This window comes from Moorena bouillonii PNG (genome assembly GCF_001942495.1).
In the GTDB taxonomy this organism is placed as follows: domain Bacteria; phylum Cyanobacteriota; class Cyanobacteriia; order Cyanobacteriales; family Coleofasciculaceae; genus Moorena; species Moorena bouillonii.
Window position 1 is genome coordinate 4,323,455 of record NZ_MKZS01000001.1, and the last position, 20,209, is coordinate 4,343,663.

The window sequence follows — 20,209 nt, forward strand, 5'->3', positions numbered from 1 at the left end:
GTCAGCGGTCAGTGGTCAGCGGTCAGCGGTCAGCCGTGGGCTGAAAACTGATAACTGAAAACTGATAACACTGAAAACTGATAACACTGAAAACTGAAAGCTGAAAGCTGAAAGCTGATAGCTGATAGCTGATAGCTTCTTTATTCCCTACTCCCTACTCCCTACTCCCTACTCCCTTTCTGATCATGACCAACCAATCAACAATCTACCAAGTTGGGGGAAGTTTACCTCAAGATGCCACAACTTATGCTAAGCGAAAAGCTGATGATGAAATTTTTCACGCTTTGATGGCTGGGGAATTTTGTTATGTGCTCAACTCGCGACAGATGGGTAAATCTAGTTTACGGGTACAAACTATGAAGCGTCTCCAGGAAGCAGGAGTAGCCTGTGGTTGTATCGATTTTACTATGATTGGGAAAGAGAATATACCGGTAGAGATGTGGTATTCAAGCTTGATAGTGATGCTGGTGGATGAGTTTAAGCTATCAAGTAACTTTGATGAAGAGGCTTGGTTTCGAGAAACAGAACACATCGCTCCCTTGTTAGGATTTGGCAAGTTTATTGAATCGGTATTGTTGGCAACTATTCCGGAAACTATTGTTATCTTTCTAGATGAAATTGACAGTATTATTAAATTAGCCTTTAAAGATGATTTCTTTGCCTTTATTCGCAGTTGTTATAACAAACGAGCGGAAAATCCTGCCTACAATCGCCTGAGTTTTTGTTTGCTGGGAGTAGCAACTCCAGCGGATTTGATTCAAGATAAACAGCGCACTCCCTTTAATATTGGTAGGGATATTGAATTGACTGGCTTTACCTTTGAGGAGGCGAAAACACCACTGCTTCCTGGTTTGGTAGGGAAAGTGGATAATCCGAAACAGGTGTTAGGTGAGATATTGACCTGGACAGGGGGACAACCGTTTTTGACCCAGAAGTTGTGTAAGTTAATGGTGGACAATGCTCTGGCTTCCCCCTTATTAAGGGGGACGGGAGGGGGATCCCATGGCAGCACTTCTGGAGGAGGATCCCCCCTAACCCCCCTTAACAAGGGGGGAACTGGAGTTGAGGGAACTTCTGGAGGCGAATCTAACCCTGTTCTGGCTTCCCCCTTATTAAGGGGGACGGGAGGGGGATCCCATGGCAGCAATTCTGGAGGGGGATCCATCCACAGCCGTTCAAGACTGGGATCCCCCCTAACCCCCCTTAACAAGGGGGGAACTGGAGTTGCACAGGTTGCCCGTACCCAGATTATTGAGAATTGGGTATCTCAGGATAAGCCAGAGCACTTGAAAACTATACGCGATCGCATTCTCAGAAATGAGCAACGGGCGAGTAGGCTGTTGGGATTGTATCAGCACGTATTAGATCAGGGTAGTCTTGCCGCTGATGGCAGTGAAGAACAGACAGAATTAAGGCTATCGGGGTTGGTCGTGGAGCGCAATGGCTATTTGAGCGTTAACAACCGGATTTATGGCAGTGTTTTTGATAGGGATTGGGTTAAGCAGGAATTAGCGAGACTGCGTCCCTATGCTGAAGCCTTTACTGCTTGGGTTGAGTCTGGATGTAAGGATGAAGCTCGTTTGTTGCGGGGGGTAGCGTTACAGGATGCTCAAGCTTGGGCTAAGGGTAAAAGTTTGAGCGATTTGGATTATCAGTTTTTAGCTGCTGGTCAGGAATTAGACCGCAGGGTATTGGCACAAGAAAGTCGAATATTAGCCGAGGCCAATGAGACGTTAACTGAAGCTCAAAAGAAAGCCAAGAGAACTATACTCATAGGGGGTATTAGTCTAGGTTTGTTCTCAGTTGTAGCAATAATTATTGCTATGATCACTGCTAAAAACATACAAGAAGCTAAAACAGGTACCCGACTAGAACAACAAGGGATTACTATTTTACGGCGCTTACCAGAGGATAATGTTTACTATGGCAATCGAGAGCTTTTATACTCAGCCATGGAGACTGGGCAACAGCTATTTAATATCGTGAAAGATGATCGTCCTTTGGATAATTATCCTGCCATCAGTCCTGTCTATGCTCTACAGCAGAGTCTTAGTAAATTCAAAGAAAAGAGAAGATTTCAAGGACATCAAAACTCGGTAAACAGTGTAAGTTTTAGTCCCGATGGTAAAACCCTGGCTACGGCATCATCGGACAAAACGGTCAGAGTTTGGGATTTAGAAGGAAATCAATTAGCTCTGTTGACAGGACATCAAGGCTCGGTAAATAGTGTAAGGTTTAGCCGAGATGGTAAAACCCTGGCTACGGCATCATCGGACAAAACGGTCAGAATCTGGGATTTAGAAGGAAATCAATTAGCTCTGTTGACAGGACATCAAGGCTCGGTAAATAGTGTAAGGTTTAGCCGAGATGGTAAAACCCTGGCTACGGCATCAGACGATAAAACGGTCAGAGTTTGGGATTTAGAAGGAAATCAATTAGCTCTGTTTAAAGGACATCAAGGCTCGGTAAATAGTGTAAGGTTTAGCCGAGATGGTAAAACCCTGGCTACGGCATCAGACGATAAAACGGTCAGAGTTTGGGATTTAGAAGGAAATCAATTAGCACTGTTGAGAGGACATCAAGGCTCGGTAACTAGTGTAAATTTTAGCCGAGATGGTAAAACCCTAGCTACGGCATCATCGGACAAAACGGTCAGAGTTTGGGATTTACAGGGAAAGCAATTAGCTCTGTTGAGAGGACATCAATCCTCGGTAAATAGTGTAAATTTTAGCCGAGATGGTAAAACCCTGGCTACGGCATCATCCGACAAAACGGTCAGAGTTTGGGATTTAGAAGGAAATCAATTAGCTCTGTTTAAAGGACATCAAAGCTGGGTAAATAGTGTAAGTTTCAGCCGAGATGGTAAAACCCTGGCTACCGCATCATCCGACAATACTGCGAGACTGTGGGATTTACAGGGAAAGCAATTAGCTGTGTTGAGAGGACATCAAAGCTTGGTATCGAGTGTAAGTTTTAGCCGAGATGGTAAAACCCTCGCTACGGCATCAGACGACAAAACGGTCAGAGTTTGGGATTTAGAAGGAAATCCATTAGCACTGTTGAGAGGACATCAAGGCTCGGTAAATAGTGTAAGTTTTAGCCGAGATGGTAAAACCATCGCTACCGCATCATGGGACAAAACTGTCAGACTCTGGGATTTACAGGGCAATCAATTAGCAATGTTTCAAGGACATCAATCCCCGGTAGAAAGTGTAAGGTTTAGCCGAGATGGTAAGATGCTGGCTACAGCATCAAGGTACAATACTGTTGTCAGACTCTGGGATTTACAGGGCAATCAATTAGCAATGTTTCAAGGACATCAAGACTCGGTATGGAGTATAAGTTTTAGCCGAGATGGTAAGATGCTGGCTACGGCATCATCGGACCATACGGTCAGACTCTGGGATTTACAGGGCAATCAATTAACACTGTTTCAAGGACATCAAGACTCGGTATGGAGTGTAAGGTTTAGCCGAGATGGTAAGATGCTTGCTACGGCATCAGACGACAATACAGTCAGAGTTTGGGATTTACAGGGAAATCAATTAGCACTGTTTCAAGGACATCAAGACTCGGTCAATAGTATTAGTTTTAGCCGAGATGGTAAGATGCTTGCTTCTGCATCAAGAGACAAAACGGTCAGAGTTTGGGATTTAGAAGGAAATCAATTAGCACTGTTTCAAGGACATCAAGACTCAGTCAATAGTATCAGTTTTAGCCGAGATGGTAAGATGCTGGCTACGGCATCATCGGACAATACTGCCAGACTCTGGGCAGTTGAAGATTTAGATGAGATGCTAGCTAGGGGCTGTAAGTTGCTTGAAAATTACTTTGTGGAATATCCTGAATCCCTAGATAGCTTAAAAAAATGCCAAAATTCAGATGGCAAAATAGCTGCAGCTTCTGGTTTTGTCAAACAAGGTGAAGAGTTAGCAAAACAGGGGGATGTGGATGGTGCTATTGCTAAGTTCCAAAAAGCCCAAGCATGGAATCCGGAGCTAGAATTACAGCCAGAGACAAAAGCCAAACACCTTGCAGCACCCACTTTGGTTGAACAAGGAGAGGAATTGGCAAACCAGGGGGATGTGGATGGTGCTATTGCTAAGTTCCAAAAAGCCCAAGCATGGAATCCGGAGCTAGAATTACAGCCAGAGATAAAAGCCAAACAGCTAGCAGCACTCGCTAAAGTTAAACAAGGTGAGCAGTTAGCAAAAAAGGGTGAATTAACCAAAGCCTTATCTCTCTATAAAGAAGCACAACAACTAGATCTAAACCTAGAAATTTATACTTATTCTTGGAATCAAATCTGTTGGTTTGGTAGCCTCCATGGATATGCTACTGACGTGATGGATGCCTGTGAAAAAGCAGTAGCAAAAGAACCTGAACATGTCGGTATTCTTGATAGTCGTGGTTTGGCTAGGGCTCTGACTGGGGATACCGCAGGAGCAATATCAGACTTTCAGAAACTTGTAGACTCGATTAATGAGGGTGAGTGGAAAGCACAACGGCAAAAATGGATAGATGAGCTCCGGGCTGGTAAGAATCCTTTTACGGAAGAGGTGTTGAAGGGTTTACTTGAGGAGTAAGGGTAGGGAAGGCAATAGGCAAGCATATGCGCTATGCGCACGCTACGCGAACAGCGGTCAGCCGTCAGCGGTCAGCCGTCAGCGGTCAGCCGTCAGCGCCTGGAAACTTTAACAGGCAAGATGCCTGTTCCACCAAGATGCCTATTCTACCAAGATGCCCCAAACATTCCTAAACTCAGCAAACGTAAGTCTAAGCTGACTTCAGACTTCAGACTTCAGACTTCAGACTTCTGACTCCCGATTCCCGACTCCCGACCAGTTTGTTACAAAATTTTTCAAAATATGTTATAATAAAAGATTATTTGTGCTATAATATCAATGTGGGCGCTGAGACGCCCAGAGTCAAGAGCTAGCCCGCTGAGAGTCCAAAATCGACGGGCTAGCTCTGGCTCCCCAATCACAAGGAGATACTTTCATGATGACGTATTCTGAACGCCTTCATCCATGGGTGGTCATGCGGCTGTTACCGAAAATGCAGCGAGTAGTTGTTGCTCGCTTTCGCAATCGATCGGATGCCGTTCGCGTAGCGTGACCTTTGGTCAAAGGACATTTGTGGGCCCTGAAACGATTAATGCCGGATGCGGAATTTATAATTATTTTTGATGTCGGTAATAATCCGATAAATAGTAGGGAATAGGGAACAGGGAACAGGGAACAGGGAACAGGGGATCAAGAGAGAGATTACCTAGCAAAAGGAAGCTATGTTTTTTGAACACTGATTGTAGCGTTTATCGCAGTTATGAGGTACACATTATTTTTTCCTTCTTCCCTGCTCCCTGCTCCCTGCTCCCTGCTCCCTGCTTCCTGCTCCCTGCTCCCTGCTCCCTTCATCAAAGTGTTAATTTAGCATAACAAGTACGGAAGAGCCAACATTACTAAAGCAAACATCATGCTAGTCTTAAAATCTTGCGCCCTAATCTTATTCACAACTTGTTTGATAAGTTTTACTTGGGCAGGCGTTGCTTTATTTACTCGGCCTAGCGGCACTCCAAATGGTTTGAGGATTCTGTTTTTTTTATGGACACTATTAATAGTTCTACAGGTCAGTATGATCGTTCTGACTGAAGAAAGTAATTTAATCCTAGGGTTAATGGGACTGAGCATCTATATCAGCTCACTAGTTTTGTTTTGGTGGGCAGTTAAAACAACTAAGGAAAAGCCTTTGTCTATTTGCTATTCCGATGATTTACCAAACCACATCATTACCACTGGCCCCTATAAATTCATTCGTAATCCCTTTTACACATCCTACCTGCTTTCTGTGCTAGCTGGTGTTTTTGTTAGTAATCAACTCTGGCTAATACTAACAGTAGTAGTAATGTTTGTTCTCTACTATCAAGTTGCTCGCCAAGAAGAAGCTAAATTTTTAACTAGTAGTTTTGCGGCTGACTATAAAGTGTATAAGGAAAACACAGGAATGTTTTTACCTTATACCAATCGGATTTGGTATGATAGCTGATAGCGGATATAGCTGTTTTCAATGTGGTGAGGTACAGAGTTTCTGGTTTTCGGAAACAGGGAACAGGATCCCGATTCCCGATTCCCGATTCCCTACTCCCTACTCCCTACTCCCGATTCCCGATTCCCTATTCCCGATTCCCTATTCCCTCTATTCAAAATGGCCACAACCGTTGCAGCAATCGCCAAATTTTAACCACTAGCTCTTCTATCCAAAGCATGGTGATGTCTAACCACTCCAACACTCGTTCTAAAGGATGTTTAACATATCCTTCTGGAGTTGCTTTAGTGTCAATGCAGTCTTGATTGGGCTCTACATCACTATGGTTTCTAGAGTTAGCGATCGCGCCATTTTCTCCTCCCTTGACTCCTTTAACCTTGTTGCTACCAGAATTAACAACTGCTAGAGGTTGATGTTTAGATTTTTTGGGAGTATTTTTTCCTAAATTAGACTGAATTTGCGATAGGTCTGGTGATTTTTCAGTCCTGGAATTTTTAGTCTGGGTGATGGATGGTTTGGGTTGAACGTTTGAGGATTTATTTCTTGAGATAATCAGCTTACCTGGAGCCTTTAGTAAGTTCAGGTATCGCTTAAAGAGGGTCCAAATAGACTTTTCTGACTTCACAGGAATCTTGCTGTTGAATCCTTCTGGTAACTGATGTCTAGATTGAAGATTAGCAACCGGTAATTCTGCCTGATTTCCGGAGTTGGAGGTTGAGGAATATAAATTTTGGTAGTGGTCAGATCCATCTGGGTTGCCCCATAAATCATTATCGGATAACCAAGGATCAAGTTCATCTGATTTAGACCGAGATGCTGTTGAGGTGGATGGTTTTAATGACGGGGAAAGTGGAGGGGAATTATCTCCTGATAGCTGATGGGCTTCTGGGTATAAATCATTGCTGTTTGCTCCTGGTAAACCCTCTCCAGAACCAGAAGTAATTTCGGATTGTTCTGAGGAACCAGTCAAACTAAAATTAGATGATTTTCTACCAAAGAAATAGTCAACCGCAGCATAGATTAAGCTTAAGAGTTTAAGTCGGTTAGTGTCAGACCCTGCGGTTACCTCCTCTGAGCTATTAGGCTTAATAAATGGTTTTTGTAGGGCTTGAATCAGCTGATTAGTACTCTGGCGAAGGGTTAGGGGGATTTGCTTACTCAGTTTAACCACCACTTCCGATCGTTGTACTAATTGGTGTGATTCCAGTTCCAGCAATTTGTTATCCAGGAAAGTTAATAGGTCTTGAATTGGGCTAGAAGGTGATAGCTGGAATGGTTTGGGTTTAATTTGTCGGTGATTAGAGGTGGCTGATTGACCCTTGGAAACAGCTCGTTCGCGTAGCGTGCGCGTAGCGCTAATGATCCTCGATTCCCCGAAAAGATTAATTGCGATCGCTACAGGACTAGTTTGCACCCAGGCCATCAATCGCCAGAATAGCCTGATGGGTGGAAAAATAGGGGGGTGATCTAAGGTAGCAAGGGAAGGGGATGCTTTTTTGCCCTCTAAGGAGTGGGCTAAACGCCATTTACGCAGTAAGTCAGCCACCTCCCAGCTGATTCTGGATGTTAGTTTTTGCTGCTGCTGGGGTGTCAATATATCCAGAATTTGATTTTCCATTGTCACCAGCACTAGACCCCTGTTGTCCAATAAACAAGCTACTCCCTGAATCAGCATATGCTCATTGGTTGGGGTTTGAGCTGGGGTTTGATTTGGGGTTGCCCATTGTCCTGGGGTTACAGCTTGCCCATTATTTAGGCTTACTACAGGTTGCCCGTTATTTAGGTATGTTCCCCTTTGCCGTTCGATTAGGATAGGTTGCCCGTTATTGAGGGTTACAGGTTGTCCGTTCGACGGTTTTAGGTTCTCTAGATCAAGTTCAAGGGTAAACTTGCCAAGGTTCAACTCTTGTAAAACTCGCTGAATTGCTGTATCTGCTTCTGGCGGTGTTTCTTGGGGCTGGGTGTGGTTAAATGTCCTTAATTGGGGCAATCCAGCTTTTACCGAAGAAGAGATTTGACGCCCAGCGGATAAACTAGCTTGCACCAGCAGGTACACCGGATAAAGTAAAATTTGTCCTCCCCATACCCCTGCAACCTTTAAATGGCGTATTGTACGTTGAACTTGGTCAACAAACCGTTGAGATTGTCGATTGATAAAGTTAAACAATCTACTGCGATAGGGACCGTTGGCAGGGGAAGACATGATGGTTATTGTTTGGGTGAGGGATTAGCTAGCTGATAGACATTTAAGCTGCATATATAGCAATTATTATTTGGATGAGGTACAGAGTTGTGGGTTTTAGGGAGCAGGGAGCAGGGAGCAGGGAGCAGGGAGTAGGTAAGAGGGCAGAGGTAAAAAATTTTGTGTACCTCATAGTTATTAGAAAGGCTATATACCAGGAAGTGGTTATGGGTTGACAGTTGATGGTTAGTTAAAGGTTAACTGTCAATAAACTACCAATAACAAATTAATGATAACCTGTTGCGCATTTAAAATTGAATATTATTCCGTTATCAAAAAAACTCTCAAACCCTTTCCCCTGCTCTGATAAAAAGAGAATTTAAATGAAAACTAGCTGATCAGGTACACAGGATTGTTTCCCGATTCCCGATTCCCGATTCCCGATTCCCGATTCCCGATTCCCTAACACCCAGAACGAAAGTACCTCAACGAATTGAAAACCGCTGTCAACCAAATGGATCAGATTAAGATTATTGATGGTATTAATGATGCGATCGCAAAACTCCGTGCTTTAACTCAAGCCAATGTTCAGCAGGGTTGGCGATACTGTAACGGAGATATTCCTTACCCTCTGGCAACTCAACCACAGACCTGGGAGAAGTGGTCAATAGCCCAACGTAATGACAAGGATTACATTATTTGGTCTGCTGGAAGACAAGTGATGTGGTTGAGTCAACGATTCCTAGTGCCCCAGGATTTGCAGCGCTATCCTTTATCGGGCTTAGGATTACGTTTGGTATTGACCTGGTGGGCAGAATCCGCTGAGATTTTTCTCAACGGTCAGCTGGTACAAGAGGGGGATTTGTTTGATTCCTCCACAAGGATGCTGCTCAATTCAACAGTAGTGCCAGGGGAAGAGTTTGCCGTAGCCCTAAGGTTGGTTAGTCCTGGTCATGATATCGGCGGATTAATGCGATCGCAAATCCTCTACGAAGCCACCAATGATATCGATCCAGGCTTTGTAGCTGATGAATTGACTATCTTACAAAAGTATAGCGCTAGTTTTGAACCAGAACAATTAGCGACTCTAGCTAAGGCTGTGGCTGAGATTGATTGGGAAATGGTGTCACAGCCGACAGAATTTATGCGATCGCTTACCCGATTGCGCCAACAACTCAGTACAATTGAAAATTCAAACTTCAGAATTCAAAATAGTCAAAACTCTATCCAAATGCTAGGTCATGCTCACCTTGATTTGGCTTGGTTATGGCCAGTCAGCGAGACCTGGGACGTAGCTGTGCGTACCTTTGAATCAGTATTAAAGCTACAGCAAGAATTTCCAGATTTCACCTTTTGCCATACCACCCCTGCCCTTTATGCTTGGATAGAACAGCATCGCCCTGACTTATTTAAAAGGATAAAACAACAAGTAGCTGCTGGTCGTTGGGAAATTGTGGGGGGGATGTGGGTAGAACCGGAATTAAATTTAATTGATGGTGAATCAATTGTCCGACAAATCCTCTATGCTCAACGTTACGTCCAGAAAACCTTCGGTCAGTTAACCACAGTGGCATGGGTAACGGATAGTTTTGGCTTCTGTTGGCAACTACCTCAATTACTCAAACAGGGTGGAATTGACTACTTCGTGACCCAGAAGCTGCAATGGAACGATACCACCAAATTTCCCTATGGTGCTTTCTGGTGGCAGTCTCCCGATGGCAGCCAAATCTTCAGCCTGATGTCTCCCCCTAACGTTGCTGGTGTGATGGATACAAATCCCATTACTATGGCAAGCTACGCTATTGATTGGGAAATTCAAACCTCACTCAAGGATGCGTTTTGGTTGCCTGGTGTGGGAGATCATGGTGGTGGTCCCACCAGGGATATGTTACAAGTAGCAAGGCGTTGGCAGAAATCCCCATTCTTCCCAAAGCTGGAATTTACCACCGCCAGTGACTATTTGTTTAAGGTTAGTAGGTTGAAGGTTAGCAGGTTGAAGGTTAGCAGGTTGTTCGCGAAGCGTGGCCTTTTGGCCAAGGTTGCAGGTTGTATTGAGAACCTTCAAGCTTTAACTCCAACCAACCTTACACAGAGTGTCGCAAGTGTCGCAAGTGTGAGGGGAGAAGAAATTAAAGGAGGGGGGAAAGGCCAAAGCCAAACCACTAAAGAGATTCCGGTCTGGAATGATGAACTCTATCTAGAATTCCATCGGGGTTGCTATACCACTCACGCTGACCAAAAGCGCTATCTACGTCGTTGTGAGGGGTTATTGTACCAAGCAGAACTGTTTGCAGCCCTGAAAACCATTGCGACAGGACAAGCTTATCCTAAGACTGAACTAGAGGAAGCCTGGAAAAAGGTGTTATTTAATCAGTTCCACGACATCTTACCAGGAACATCGATTCCGGAAGTCTTTGTAGACGCTAATCAGGCTTGGCAGGAAGTCGAGGAGGTGACGGGAGAGATATTGGAGGAATCATTAAATGCGATCGCATCCAAGATCACCTTACCACCACCACCCAAACCCAATGCTCAAGCCATTATTGTCTTTAATCCTCTCAATTGGCAGCGTTCAGAAGTAATTGCTGTTTGTTTAGCTATTTCGTTACCTGTTTCCATACCGGTCGGGTCAATCGAATGGGAAGTGTATGACTGTTTTGGGGAAAAGATAGTCTCTCAAGTTAGTCACTATCAAGCCCAGCAAATCCAAAACCATGACAATAACAATGACAATCTCTCCTATAGTCAGATAGAATTGCTGTTTCTAGCCAGTAATATTCCTTCGGTAGGATATCGTGTTTTTTGGTTATGTAGCAATGATGTGGGCGTTGCTGATTCTGGGTATGATTTTGCCCCCCTAGCCCCCCAATTTTGGGGGGTACAAAACTCTCAAAGTCCCCCAAAGTTGGGGGATTTAGGGGGCTTTACCAAAACCAAACAATCACGAATTCATACTTCAATTCAGCAACGCCATGATGTGGACTTGAACTTAGAGCTACGTCCCGATTCCCGATTCCCGATTCCCGATTCCCGATTCCCGATTCCCGATTCCCGATTCCCAATTCCCGATTCCCAACTCCCGATTGAAGATTTCGTGTTAGAGAATCAATACCTACGAGTAGTGGTAGACCGAGAAACTGGAGAGTTGAGTAGTGTCTTCGATCAGGTTAATCAGCGGGAAGTGCTTAGTGGTCCTGGGAATAAGCTACAAGCTTTCCAGGATAGTAGTCAATATTGGGATGCATGGAATATAGACCCAAATTATGCTGACCATCCTTTGCCGAGCACTGAGCTGATCGGGATCGAGTGGATTGAAACCGGAGTATTGCGTCAGCGTTTGCGAGTGGTGCGTCGGCTGATGCGATCGCAATTTTGTCAGGACTATATCCTCTCAGCTGAATCTCCAGTCCTCAAAATTGCCACTACCGTAGACTGGCAGGAACGCCATGTATTAGTCAAAGCTGCTTTTCCATTAGCCATTGATGCCGATTATGTGTCCTATGAGATGCCTTGTGGGGTAATTCAACGTTCTACTAGACCCCAAACCCCTGCTGAGCAAGCTAAATGGGAAGTACCTGCTCTGCGCTGGGCAGACTTGAGTGATCAAACCTATGGTGTCAGTTTGCTGAATGATTGCAAATACGGCTATGATGCCCAGGCTTCCCAATTACGTCTAACATTGCTTCGCTCTCCCACTTGGCCCGATCCTGAAACTGATCAAGGCATCCACCAATTCACCTATGCTTTGTATCCTCATCAAGGCAGTTGGCGTTCTGCAGATACAATTTACCTAGCATACCAACTTAATTTACCATTTTTAGGGTTACTTTCGTCTCCCGCTAATAGTTCTATTTTCAGTAATAATGTCAGTAATAATTATCAACCTTCTTTACCATCAACCGGACAACTATTAAATTTGTCAGCCAAGACTTTAATTTTGATGGCACTTAAACAATCCGAAGATATCCCTGATCAATGGATTCTCAGGTGTTATGAATCTCATGGGGAGTCAGCGAATTTATCCTTGGTGAGTGATTTGGGATTAAAAGTAGTTCACCCAGTTGATTTATTGGAAAGACCGATTAGTGTATCAGAACCATCACCTGATGAAAAAGTAGTTAAGATAGAGCCTTGGAAAATAACTAGTTTAGCAGTTAAATCCATAACCTAGAAGGGAGTAGGGAGGTAAGCTATCAGCTATCAGCTATCAGTTATCAGCTATCAGCTATCAGCTATCAGCTATCAGCTTAAGCGCTACGCGCACGCTACGCGAACAGTTATCAGCTAAAGGCTGAGGGCTGAGGGCTGAGGGCTGACGGCTGACTAATGTTCGCGTAGCGTTGGCGTAAAATATAGGTTGAAGGCTGAAGGCTGAGGGCTGAGGGCTGACGGCTGACGGCTGTTGGCGTAGCCTGCGCGTAGCGCATATCCTTACCTATTTCCTAATTTGAACTGGCATAATCAAATAGGTCATCTTCAATCCCCCTAGAGGCTTAAAAATTACAGGACTATTAGCTTCATTCATATGCATTGAAATCTCAGAGCTAGAAAGCGCCTTTAAGCCATCAATTAAGTACTTAACATTAAAAGCAATTTCCAAACTATCACCCGATATTTCTACTTCCATTGACTCCCGACCACTACCCAAATCCTTTGCCTCTACCGAGAGATTAAGCCGCTGGTTAACACTATCAATATTAAACTTGACAATATTATTTTTCTGGTCAGCTAACACTGCAATCCGTTCTACTGCACTGAGTAATTGACGGCGATCTAGAATGATCTGACGCTCAAAGTGTTTCGGAAGCAGCTGATGATAGGAAGGGTACTGTCCTTCCAAAGTTCGGCTTGTTAAACGCTGTTCTCCCCCTTGACAAACAATCTGACCAGGTTCAAACTGAATCGCAATAGTATCCTGAGCTTGAGCCTTAGATACTATCCGCTCCAACTCCCGTAACGCTCTAGCTGGTAAAGTAAATTCTAGGGGGAAATCATGATCATCCAATTCTTGAGTAGTTTTAGTCGTGGCACTTTCCTGTATTCTCCGATTAGTTTCCACAACTGCTAGTCGGTGACCGTCGGTAGCAGCAAATTCCAAGTTGTCCGACTTTACAGTAAGGTGAACCCCCGTCAGCACTTGCTTAGTTTCATCAGAACTGGTGGCAAATAAAGAACCCTGCAATCCAATCTTTAAGACTTCTACAGGAAGATGAACCGCAACGGATGCGTTAACTTCCGGCAGTTCCGGGAATTCCTCAGAACTCATTCCTCGAACCTGATAACGTCCAGTAGCTGAGGTTAAGGTCACAATCAGGCTATCACTGTCTGTACCTTTACCATCATCCTCTAGAGTAATTTCCCCTGAAGGTAGACGGGAGACAATATCATTGAGCAGTTTGGCTGGCAGGGTAATTTCCCCTCCTGTCTCAACGTCAGCCTTAAAGCTAGTCTGGATACCCACGCTAAGGTCGAAAGCAGTTAGTAGCACCCGCTGATTTTTTTGGTCTGCTTCTAACAAAACATTACCCAGCACAGGATGAGTAGGGCGAGAAGGGACTACCCGACTCACTAGTGAAAGGTTTGTATTGAGGTCACTTTGACTGCAAACCAGTTTCATGATTGGTTTTCTAATGGGTCTTGCTTTAGCAAAGAACCATAGTACTCGATTAGTAATGTTTCTACAAAACCACCTCAAAAACCTAAGTATATGCGCTACGCGCAGGCTACGCCAACAGTGGTCAGTAGTCAGGGGTCAGCCTTCAGCTCATAGCACCTCAAGTAGCGATGCAGGGGGTAGCCCATAGGCTGATAGCCATTGGTGACAAGTTAAGCAAAAGAGCAATTTGTCAAGTACTTTCCAGAAATTGCTGTATCCTTTACTAGGGCATGTCGTCAGTTAGAGAATTGACAACCAGTCAGTGCAGCTATAGAACTGAGGGGAGTCAGGAAAACTCAACTAAGGAGGAAGTAATGCGTCGGTATGCCTTGCGTCTTGGATCAGTGGGAGCGAATTAAGGATATGCTACCTGGCCAGGAGGGCGCTTGTTGGTGGAAATGCCAAAGATAACCGCCTATTTGTTGAAGCCGTACTGTACCGATACCGTGCAGGTATTCCGTGGCGTGATTTGCCGGAGAGGTTTGGCGATTTTCGGTCTGTGCACAAGCGTCATAGCCTAGGGTCTGAAAGTGGTGTGATAGAACGTGTATTCAAGACACTCTCATTAGATGCAGACAACGAGTACGCTGCGCTCGACGAACACGATTGTACGCGCTCATCAACGAGGGTGCTGGTGCAAAAAAAAACACCAGACGATAAACCATTAACACAAGCAATTGGACGCAGTAAGGGTGGTTTATCTACCAAAATTCATGCCACCTGTGATGCACGCTAGTAATCCCACAGGGTTTCATCTGACCCCCGGTCAAGCACATGATTTGCAGGGAGCTGATGCGTTACGCGGGTGGTATACATGAGATTGGTGCACTGCTTGCAGACAAGGCTTACGATGCGACAGAGCGGGTGCTCAAACGATTAAAAGAAGCTGACTGCCAAGCTGTCATTCCTCCTAAAGTCAATCGTACTCAACTTTGAACATATGACTTGCACATGTATAAGTGGCGTCATCTGATCGAAAACTTTTTTCAGAAACTTAAGCAATACAGGGCAATAGCAACTCGCGCTTGATAAAACTGCTCGTAATTTTTTGGGAGCCATTCATCTCGCCGCTTCTGTCATCTGGCTTAACTGACGACATGCCCTAGGTAAACTATTCAGTGCGTACGCTAACCCCAAACTGTGCGTACGCTAACCCCAAACTGTGCGTACGCTAACCCCAAACTGTGCGTACGCTAACCCCAAACTGTGCGTACGCTAACCCCAAACTGTGCGTACGCTAACCCCAAACTGTGCGTACGCTAACCCCAAACTGTGCGTACGCTAACCCCAAACTGTGCGTACGCTAACCCCAAACTGTGCGTACGCTAACCCCAAACTGTGCGTACGCTTCGAGCACCAGCATATGCGGCTCGCGAACCGTAGACTAACTGAAGTATCGGTGGTTATAAAGGTAAAAAGAGAATGGCTCATTCACAAAAAAGTATTAGAGACCACACCAGACCGCGAAACCAGCCCAATATAGATAACAAAGTCATAGCTCAACAACTAGAAGATTTAGTCAAACCTTGCGTGTACAATCAACTAGCCTACTACCGCTCATTAGACATGAGAAGCAGGATATTGAGTTTACCATTGATGCTGGCAGTGGTATTGAGTTTACTGTGGAGGCAAGTACCATCAGTAACAGAGCTCAATCGAATGCTAGCAAGGGAAAACTTGCTGTGGGCGAAGGCAGTGAAAGTGTCTCAACAAGCCCTATCTCAAAGATTCTTAACCTTTCCAGCATCATTGTTTCAAAGAGTACTAAAAGACTTACTAGTTTTGTTAAACCAACGTTGGCAGCAAAGAAACAGAGAAAGTCCGGTAAGCGTTAAAAGAGCGAGAAAGTATTTTGAACGTTTGTGGATAGTGGATGCTTCGACATTAGAGGCATTGTTTCGTAAGCTAAAAAGTTTAGAAACAGTACCTCTGGGTCAATTAGGAGGTAGAATCTGTGCGGTGGTAGATTTAGAAACACGCTTTCCAGTCGAAACCTGGTTTAAATCTAATCCTTACACCCATGAGAGTAACTTTGTGCCCAACTTGTTAGAATTGATCCCAGCCAAAACGCTACTCATCTTAGATAGAGGGTTTTGGAACTTTCGCTTTTTTGAGGAGTTAATCAAGGGTAAATCCGACTTCATTACCAGGCTCAAAGGGAAAGCAAAATATAAATCTGTACGCACTTTGAGTCACTCTGGACAACATCATGACCAACTAATTAGGTTGGGAACAGGTTATCAAGGTAATCCAATTCTCAACTTACGTTTAGTAGAGGTAAAACATGGTTCAACATGGTATCGCTACCTAACTTCTGTGATAGAGCCTGAAGTTTTACCTCCCTACGTCGTAGCTGATTTGTACGCTCGTCGCTGGCGAATTGAGGAGACTTTTCTCACTCTTAAACGCTTATTGGGTTTGAGTTACTTGTGGACTGGTTCTGTCAATGGTATTCAATTACAATTGTGGGCTACTTGGTTATTTTATGTGGTCTTAATCGACCTATCCGATCAGGTAGCTTCAGAATTATCAATACCAATGGAGTGTATTTCTGTAGAAATGGTTTTTCGCGGACTGTATCATTTTGGAGTTGCCTATCATCAAGGGAAAGCCACTGATCCAGTGGCCTATTTAACTGCTAAAGAGAACCAAGATTTGGGGGTTGTCAAAGCCCCTCGTACCAGGATAAAAAAACCTCCCCTTGATTTGTCTCCTTTCCCAAACTCAGAGGGCTTGACAAATTGCTCTTTTGCTTAACTTGTCACCAATGGCTGATAGCTTACTCAAAAACAATAGCGCTATACTAATTGGTTTAGTAATCCATATGTGGAAAAAGTTGTGGAAAAATTCGGTGATTTTTCCACAGAGCATTTATACTCAGAAGCCAGATATTCTAGCAGTAAACTCGATCATAGCATCAAGCTCAAGCCGTTAATTGACAAGGTTTAATTAAAAGTTAATTAATTAACAAGCTTGAATTAATCAACTTTTAATTAAAATATCGCTTTATAGCCTAATCAGGTATAGAGTATTTTTCCTTCCGATTCCCGATTCCCGATTCCCGATTCCCGATTCCCGATTCCCGATTCCCTACTCCCTGCTCCCTAAACGCCAAGACAAAAGTACCTCAAACGTCGCTGATAATTGCTATAAACACGCTTTATTTTTGGTTTTGACTCCTGGCTGTCAGATTTATGCGATCGCTTAACTGAGAAAGTTTCTGAGCTAACTCATCATCTTTTTCCCGAAGCTGAGCAATTTTATCGCAACTGTACATAACTGTCGTGTGGTCTTTGCCACCAAATTCTTCCCCAATTCGGGGTAGGCTCAATTCTGTATGCTGCCTCATCAGATACATCCCAATTTGCCTAGCCGAACTAATTTCTCGCCTCCGAGAGCTACTTTTTAAGTCTTCCACTGAAAGATTAAACGTATCGGATATAGTACTTAAAATCACTTCAGGAGAAGTCTTAATCTTCTTGGTCGGTGGGTTCAAAATCGGTGCAATATTTTCCACATTCATCGCTAAACCCGCAATCGATACATAAGTTACCGCCCTAATTAAAGCTCCCTCTAATTCTCTAATGTTAGAGGTATAGCTAGCAGCAATATACTCAACTACGTCGTGGGATAAACGTATATTTTCGTCCTCTGCCTTTTTTTGCAAGATAGCCATTCTGGTTTCTAAATCCGGTGGCTGAATATCAGCGATTAAACCCATAGAAAAGCGCGAACAAAGGCGTTCTTCCAAGCTATTAATCTGATGAGGAGGACGGTCTGATGCCAAGACAATTTGTTTACCAGCTTCGTGCAAAGTATTGAAGGTGTGGAAAAACTCTTCCTGAGTATATTCCTTACCTTCAAGAAACTGAATATCATCTACCAAAAGTACCTCAGCTGTCCGATAATGTTCTCGAAAGCTCTGGAGACTATCCTCGCGAATAGCAGAAATTAAATCATTAGTGAACTGCTCAGTAGAAACATAAAAAATTTTAGAGTCTGGGTTATTCTCCAAGCGGTAATGACCAATTGCCTGCATTAAGTGAGTTTTGCCTAAACCAACACCACCACAAAGAAACAGAGGGTTAAACTCCCGTCCTGGATACTCCCCTACCGCCAAAGATGCAGCATGAGCCATGCGATTATTAGGACCAACCACAAAGCGAGAGAAAACATGCTTAGGATTTAACTTAGACCGTCTTGGCTGGTTTTTAAAGGTATTTTGGGAATGATTAGTGGCTACGGGAAATGACCAGGAAAAGTCAACATCACCAGTCATTGACTTATTGTCTCCTGTAGCTGTTGTGAAGTGAATTTCCACTGGTTGACCTAAAATATCTTCCACGACATCAGCAATTGTTTTAACGTAATACTTCTGCAACCAATTTCTGGAAAAGGGATTGGGAGTGCGAATCAGCAAGCAGTTATTGTCAAGCTCTTGAGCGCTAGTTGTCTTGAGCCAAGTTTCAAAGGTGGGCTGACTCAGTTGTAGTTTGAGACGTTCTAATACCTGAATCCATAGTTGTTCTGGGGAAATTTTCACCGTTTTTCTTCTACCGTAGTCAATGGTTTCTAAGCTAGATGTCATGAGCAACAGCCCAGACCAAAAGAATAAAAATTCCTTTCCCTATATCCAACCCCCCAAAACGGTTTACCGATTTTCAGCATATGAAGGTACTGTTTGAGCATTTGATCGAATAAGCTTGACGGATATAGACGTTTGGCTTTTACTATGGTGAGTGAAACACTACAAATTGCTCAGTTAGGCAACCCGATTTTACGGCAGCATACTCAGCGAGTACATAATTTGCTGGATGAACGCCTTCAACAACTGATTGATCACCTCATAGCAACTGCTACAGCAGCAAATGGGGTTGGCATTGCAGCACCCCAAGTATCTCAATCCTATCGTTTGTTTATAGTAGCGTCTCGTCCGAATTTAAGGTATCCCCACGCACCGTTGATGGAACCAACGGCTATGATTAATCCTGGCATTATTAGTCATGACACTGACATGGTTAAGGACTGGGAGGGGTGTCTGAGTATTCCCGGCATTCGAGGGTTAGTACCCAGGTATACTCGAATTGAGGTGGAGTATACTAATCGGTATGGTCAGTGTCAGCGGCAACAATTAACAGACTTTGTAGCCAGGATATTTCAGCATGAATATGACCATCTTGACGGGATTGTATTTTTAGACCGAGTCGAGAGTACCCACGAGATGATGAGTGAGGAAGAATATCAGAAGCAGATTATTGCTAAGTTATAGCGATTGTCAAATCCTTTAGTGACGTACTCCCGACGTTGCCCTAACGGGACAACGCGGGCTTCTTGCCAACACCAGGTATTCCTTCGGTTACTCGGCAAGCTTTACTTCTGACGGGACGTCCCACCGCCAAATCCAATATGTTTATTGCCGCATTCACATCACGATCCGCTGTAAAACCACAATGAGTACAAGAGTGGATGCGGTCTTTTAATTCTTTAGGAACTTTTGCTCCACAGTTAGAACAGTTTTGACTGGTATTTCTGGGGTTTACTGCCTTCGTGATCAGTCCAGCATTTGCGGCTTTGACTGACAAAATAGACAGAAATTGCCCCCATCCAGCATCTAATACAGATTTAGCTAGTTTAGTTCTAGTCAGACCTTTAATGTTGAGTTTCTCGTGAGCTACTAAATCGTGCTCATCCAATAACCTCTTTGCAGTTTTAAAATGAAAATCTTTTCGAGTGTCAGCTACTTTTTTATGAGCCTTTCCTAGATTGCTGACAGCTTTCTTTCTGTTATTACTTCCTTTCTTCGATCTACTGACAGCTTTCTGAATTTTCTTTAGTCGCTTTTGAGCTTTTCGGTAGTATTGGGGGATGGGCACTTCTGAGCCATCAGACTTTACCAGGAAAGATTTGAGTCCCATATCTATCCCGATAGGGTTGGTAACACTATCTACTGGGATAATTTTTGGTACAGTATCATCTTGAATTGACAGTGTGACATAATAGCCATCAGCTTTTCGGGTGATAGTAGCTGTCTTTATCTTGAATCCTTCTGGGATAGGTCGATGATAAATCATCTTGACTTGGCCAAATTTTGGAAGAGTCAAAATATTCCCATTTATAGGATTCTTAGATAAAGAAGGAAAAGTAAAGGATTTGTATCTATTTTTACTCTTGAATCGAGGTTTTCCGCTTTTTCTTCCGTTGGTATCCCCTTTTAGGAATCGCTTAAAAGTCAGATCAACTCTTTTAACGCAGTCTTGTAATACGTGAGCATGAATGTCACTGTACCAAGGTCTGTCTTTCTTGAGTTGAGGCAGGGTTCTCTTCTG

The 20,209-nt window shown here is 43.8% G+C and carries 14 protein-coding genes and 2 pseudogenes; 9 read left to right on the forward strand and 7 right to left on the reverse strand.

Features of this window, described 5'->3' with window-relative positions; all coding sequences use genetic code 11:
• Positions 1-185: 185 nt before the first annotated feature.
• The 3 genes and pseudogenes from BJP37_RS17625 (at position 186) to BJP37_RS17630 (ending at position 5,223) form a co-directional block, all read left to right on the forward strand.
• Complete coding sequence (locus BJP37_RS17625; protein WP_075900687.1) at positions 186-4,586, forward strand: AAA-like domain-containing protein; 4,401 nt, start codon at positions 186-188, stop codon at positions 4,584-4,586.
• 33 nt (positions 4,587-4,619) lie between these two features.
• Entirely contained in the window at positions 4,620-4,820 is a 201-nt protein-coding gene (locus BJP37_RS36760; protein WP_143727661.1) for a hypothetical protein, read from the forward strand.
• A gap of 184 nt (positions 4,821-5,004) precedes the next feature.
• Positions 5,005-5,223 (forward strand): annotated as a pseudogene (locus tag BJP37_RS17630) (hypothetical protein).
• On the opposite strand, the gene BJP37_RS43625 reads toward BJP37_RS17630, so the two are convergent.
• Complete coding sequence (locus tag BJP37_RS43625; RefSeq protein ID WP_269087143.1) at positions 5,180-5,302, reverse strand: hypothetical protein; 123 nt, start codon at positions 5,300-5,302, stop codon at positions 5,180-5,182. The pseudogene BJP37_RS17630 and the gene BJP37_RS43625 overlap by 44 nt on opposite strands.
• A 332-nt stretch (positions 5,303-5,634) precedes the next feature.
• Here BJP37_RS43625 and BJP37_RS17635 point away from each other — a divergent pair, with 332 nt between their 5' ends.
• Together BJP37_RS17635 and BJP37_RS39440 are read left to right on the forward strand one after the other, a co-directional pair.
• Entirely contained in the window at positions 5,635-6,045 is a 411-nt protein-coding gene (locus BJP37_RS17635; RefSeq protein WP_158069639.1) for a methyltransferase family protein, read from the forward strand.
• Positions 6,035-6,247: a hypothetical protein gene (locus BJP37_RS39440; protein WP_158069640.1), complete on the forward strand. Its 213-nt coding sequence runs from the start codon at positions 6,035-6,037 to the stop codon at positions 6,245-6,247. Before BJP37_RS17635 ends, BJP37_RS39440 begins: the two co-directional genes overlap by 11 nt.
• Here BJP37_RS39440 and BJP37_RS17640 read toward each other — a convergent pair.
• Both BJP37_RS17640 and BJP37_RS43630 read right to left on the reverse strand, forming a co-directional pair.
• A complete protein-coding gene (locus tag BJP37_RS17640; protein ID WP_075900691.1) occupies positions 6,200-8,248 on the reverse strand; it encodes a hypothetical protein in 2,049 nt (682 codons plus the stop codon). The genes BJP37_RS39440 and BJP37_RS17640 overlap by 48 nt on opposite strands.
• Before the next feature lie 43 nt (positions 8,249-8,291).
• The gene (locus tag BJP37_RS43630; RefSeq protein ID WP_269087015.1) at positions 8,292-8,420 is read right to left on the reverse strand and encodes a hypothetical protein; all 129 of its coding nucleotides are present in this window, start codon (positions 8,418-8,420) and stop codon (positions 8,292-8,294) included.
• Between the two features lie 321 nt (positions 8,421-8,741).
• Between BJP37_RS43630 and BJP37_RS42615 the strand changes: the two genes are divergently transcribed.
• Positions 8,742-12,398, forward strand: a complete 3,657-nt coding sequence (locus BJP37_RS42615; protein WP_158069641.1) for an alpha-mannosidase — start codon at positions 8,742-8,744, stop codon at positions 12,396-12,398.
• A gap of 109 nt (positions 12,399-12,507) precedes the next feature.
• Here the strand turns inward: BJP37_RS42615 and BJP37_RS39450 are convergent, their stop codons facing one another.
• Both BJP37_RS39450 and dnaN read right to left on the reverse strand, forming a co-directional pair.
• Positions 12,508-12,654, reverse strand: a complete 147-nt coding sequence (locus tag BJP37_RS39450; protein WP_158069642.1) for a hypothetical protein — start codon at positions 12,652-12,654, stop codon at positions 12,508-12,510.
• 8 nt (positions 12,655-12,662) lie between these two features.
• Positions 12,663-13,844: a DNA polymerase III subunit beta gene (gene dnaN / locus BJP37_RS17660; protein WP_075900693.1), complete on the reverse strand. Its 1,182-nt coding sequence runs from the start codon at positions 13,842-13,844 to the stop codon at positions 12,663-12,665.
• Positions 13,845-14,197: 353 nt separating this feature from the next.
• Here dnaN and BJP37_RS17665 point away from each other — a divergent pair.
• A pseudogene (locus BJP37_RS17665) lies at positions 14,198-14,976 on the forward strand (IS5 family transposase).
• Positions 14,977-15,305: 329 nt separating this feature from the next.
• The gene (locus tag BJP37_RS17670) at positions 15,306-16,640 is read left to right on the forward strand and encodes an IS4 family transposase (protein ID WP_075900695.1); all 1,335 of its coding nucleotides are present in this window, start codon (positions 15,306-15,308) and stop codon (positions 16,638-16,640) included.
• Positions 16,641-17,043: 403 nt separating this feature from the next.
• Here BJP37_RS17670 and dnaA read toward each other — a convergent pair whose 3' ends face one another.
• The gene (dnaA, locus tag BJP37_RS17675) at positions 17,044-18,471 is read right to left on the reverse strand and encodes a chromosomal replication initiator protein DnaA (protein WP_438941507.1); all 1,428 of its coding nucleotides are present in this window, start codon (positions 18,469-18,471) and stop codon (positions 17,044-17,046) included.
• A gap of 147 nt (positions 18,472-18,618) precedes the next feature.
• On the opposite strand from dnaA, the gene def reads away from it, so the two are divergent.
• The gene (gene def, locus BJP37_RS17680; protein WP_075906210.1) at positions 18,619-19,152 is read left to right on the forward strand and encodes a peptide deformylase; all 534 of its coding nucleotides are present in this window, start codon (positions 18,619-18,621) and stop codon (positions 19,150-19,152) included.
• A 40-nt stretch (positions 19,153-19,192) separates the two neighbouring features.
• Here the strand turns inward: def and BJP37_RS17685 are convergent.
• Positions 19,193-20,209 (reverse strand): RNA-guided endonuclease InsQ/TnpB family protein (locus BJP37_RS17685; protein ID WP_075900697.1); only part of this gene is annotated, 1,017 nt, incomplete at its 5' end.

Coding starts and splice junctions, on each gene's coding strand:
- BJP37_RS17625 (WP_075900687.1), top strand. CDS start 186: ATGACCAACCAATCAACAATCTACCAAGTTGGGGGAAGTTTACCTCAA.
- BJP37_RS36760 (WP_143727661.1), top strand. CDS start 4,620: ATGCGCACGCTACGCGAACAGCGGTCAGCCGTCAGCGGTCAGCCGTCA.
- BJP37_RS17635 (WP_158069639.1), top strand. CDS start 5,635: ATGATCGTTCTGACTGAAGAAAGTAATTTAATCCTAGGGTTAATGGGA.
- BJP37_RS39440 (WP_158069640.1), top strand. CDS start 6,035: ATGATAGCTGATAGCGGATATAGCTGTTTTCAATGTGGTGAGGTACAG.
- BJP37_RS17640 (WP_075900691.1), bottom strand. CDS start 8,248: ATGTCTTCCCCTGCCAACGGTCCCTATCGCAGTAGATTGTTTAACTTT.
- BJP37_RS43630 (WP_269087015.1), bottom strand. CDS start 8,420: ATGAGGTACACAAAATTTTTTACCTCTGCCCTCTTACCTACTCCCTGC.
- BJP37_RS42615 (WP_158069641.1), top strand. CDS start 8,742: ATGGATCAGATTAAGATTATTGATGGTATTAATGATGCGATCGCAAAA.
- BJP37_RS39450 (WP_158069642.1), bottom strand. CDS start 12,654: ATGCGCTACGCGCAGGCTACGCCAACAGCCGTCAGCCGTCAGCCCTCA.
- dnaN (WP_075900693.1), bottom strand. CDS start 13,844: ATGAAACTGGTTTGCAGTCAAAGTGACCTCAATACAAACCTTTCACTA.
- BJP37_RS17670 (WP_075900695.1), top strand. CDS start 15,306: ATGGCTCATTCACAAAAAAGTATTAGAGACCACACCAGACCGCGAAAC.
- dnaA (WP_438941507.1), bottom strand. CDS start 18,471: ATGACATCTAGCTTAGAAACCATTGACTACGGTAGAAGAAAAACGGTG.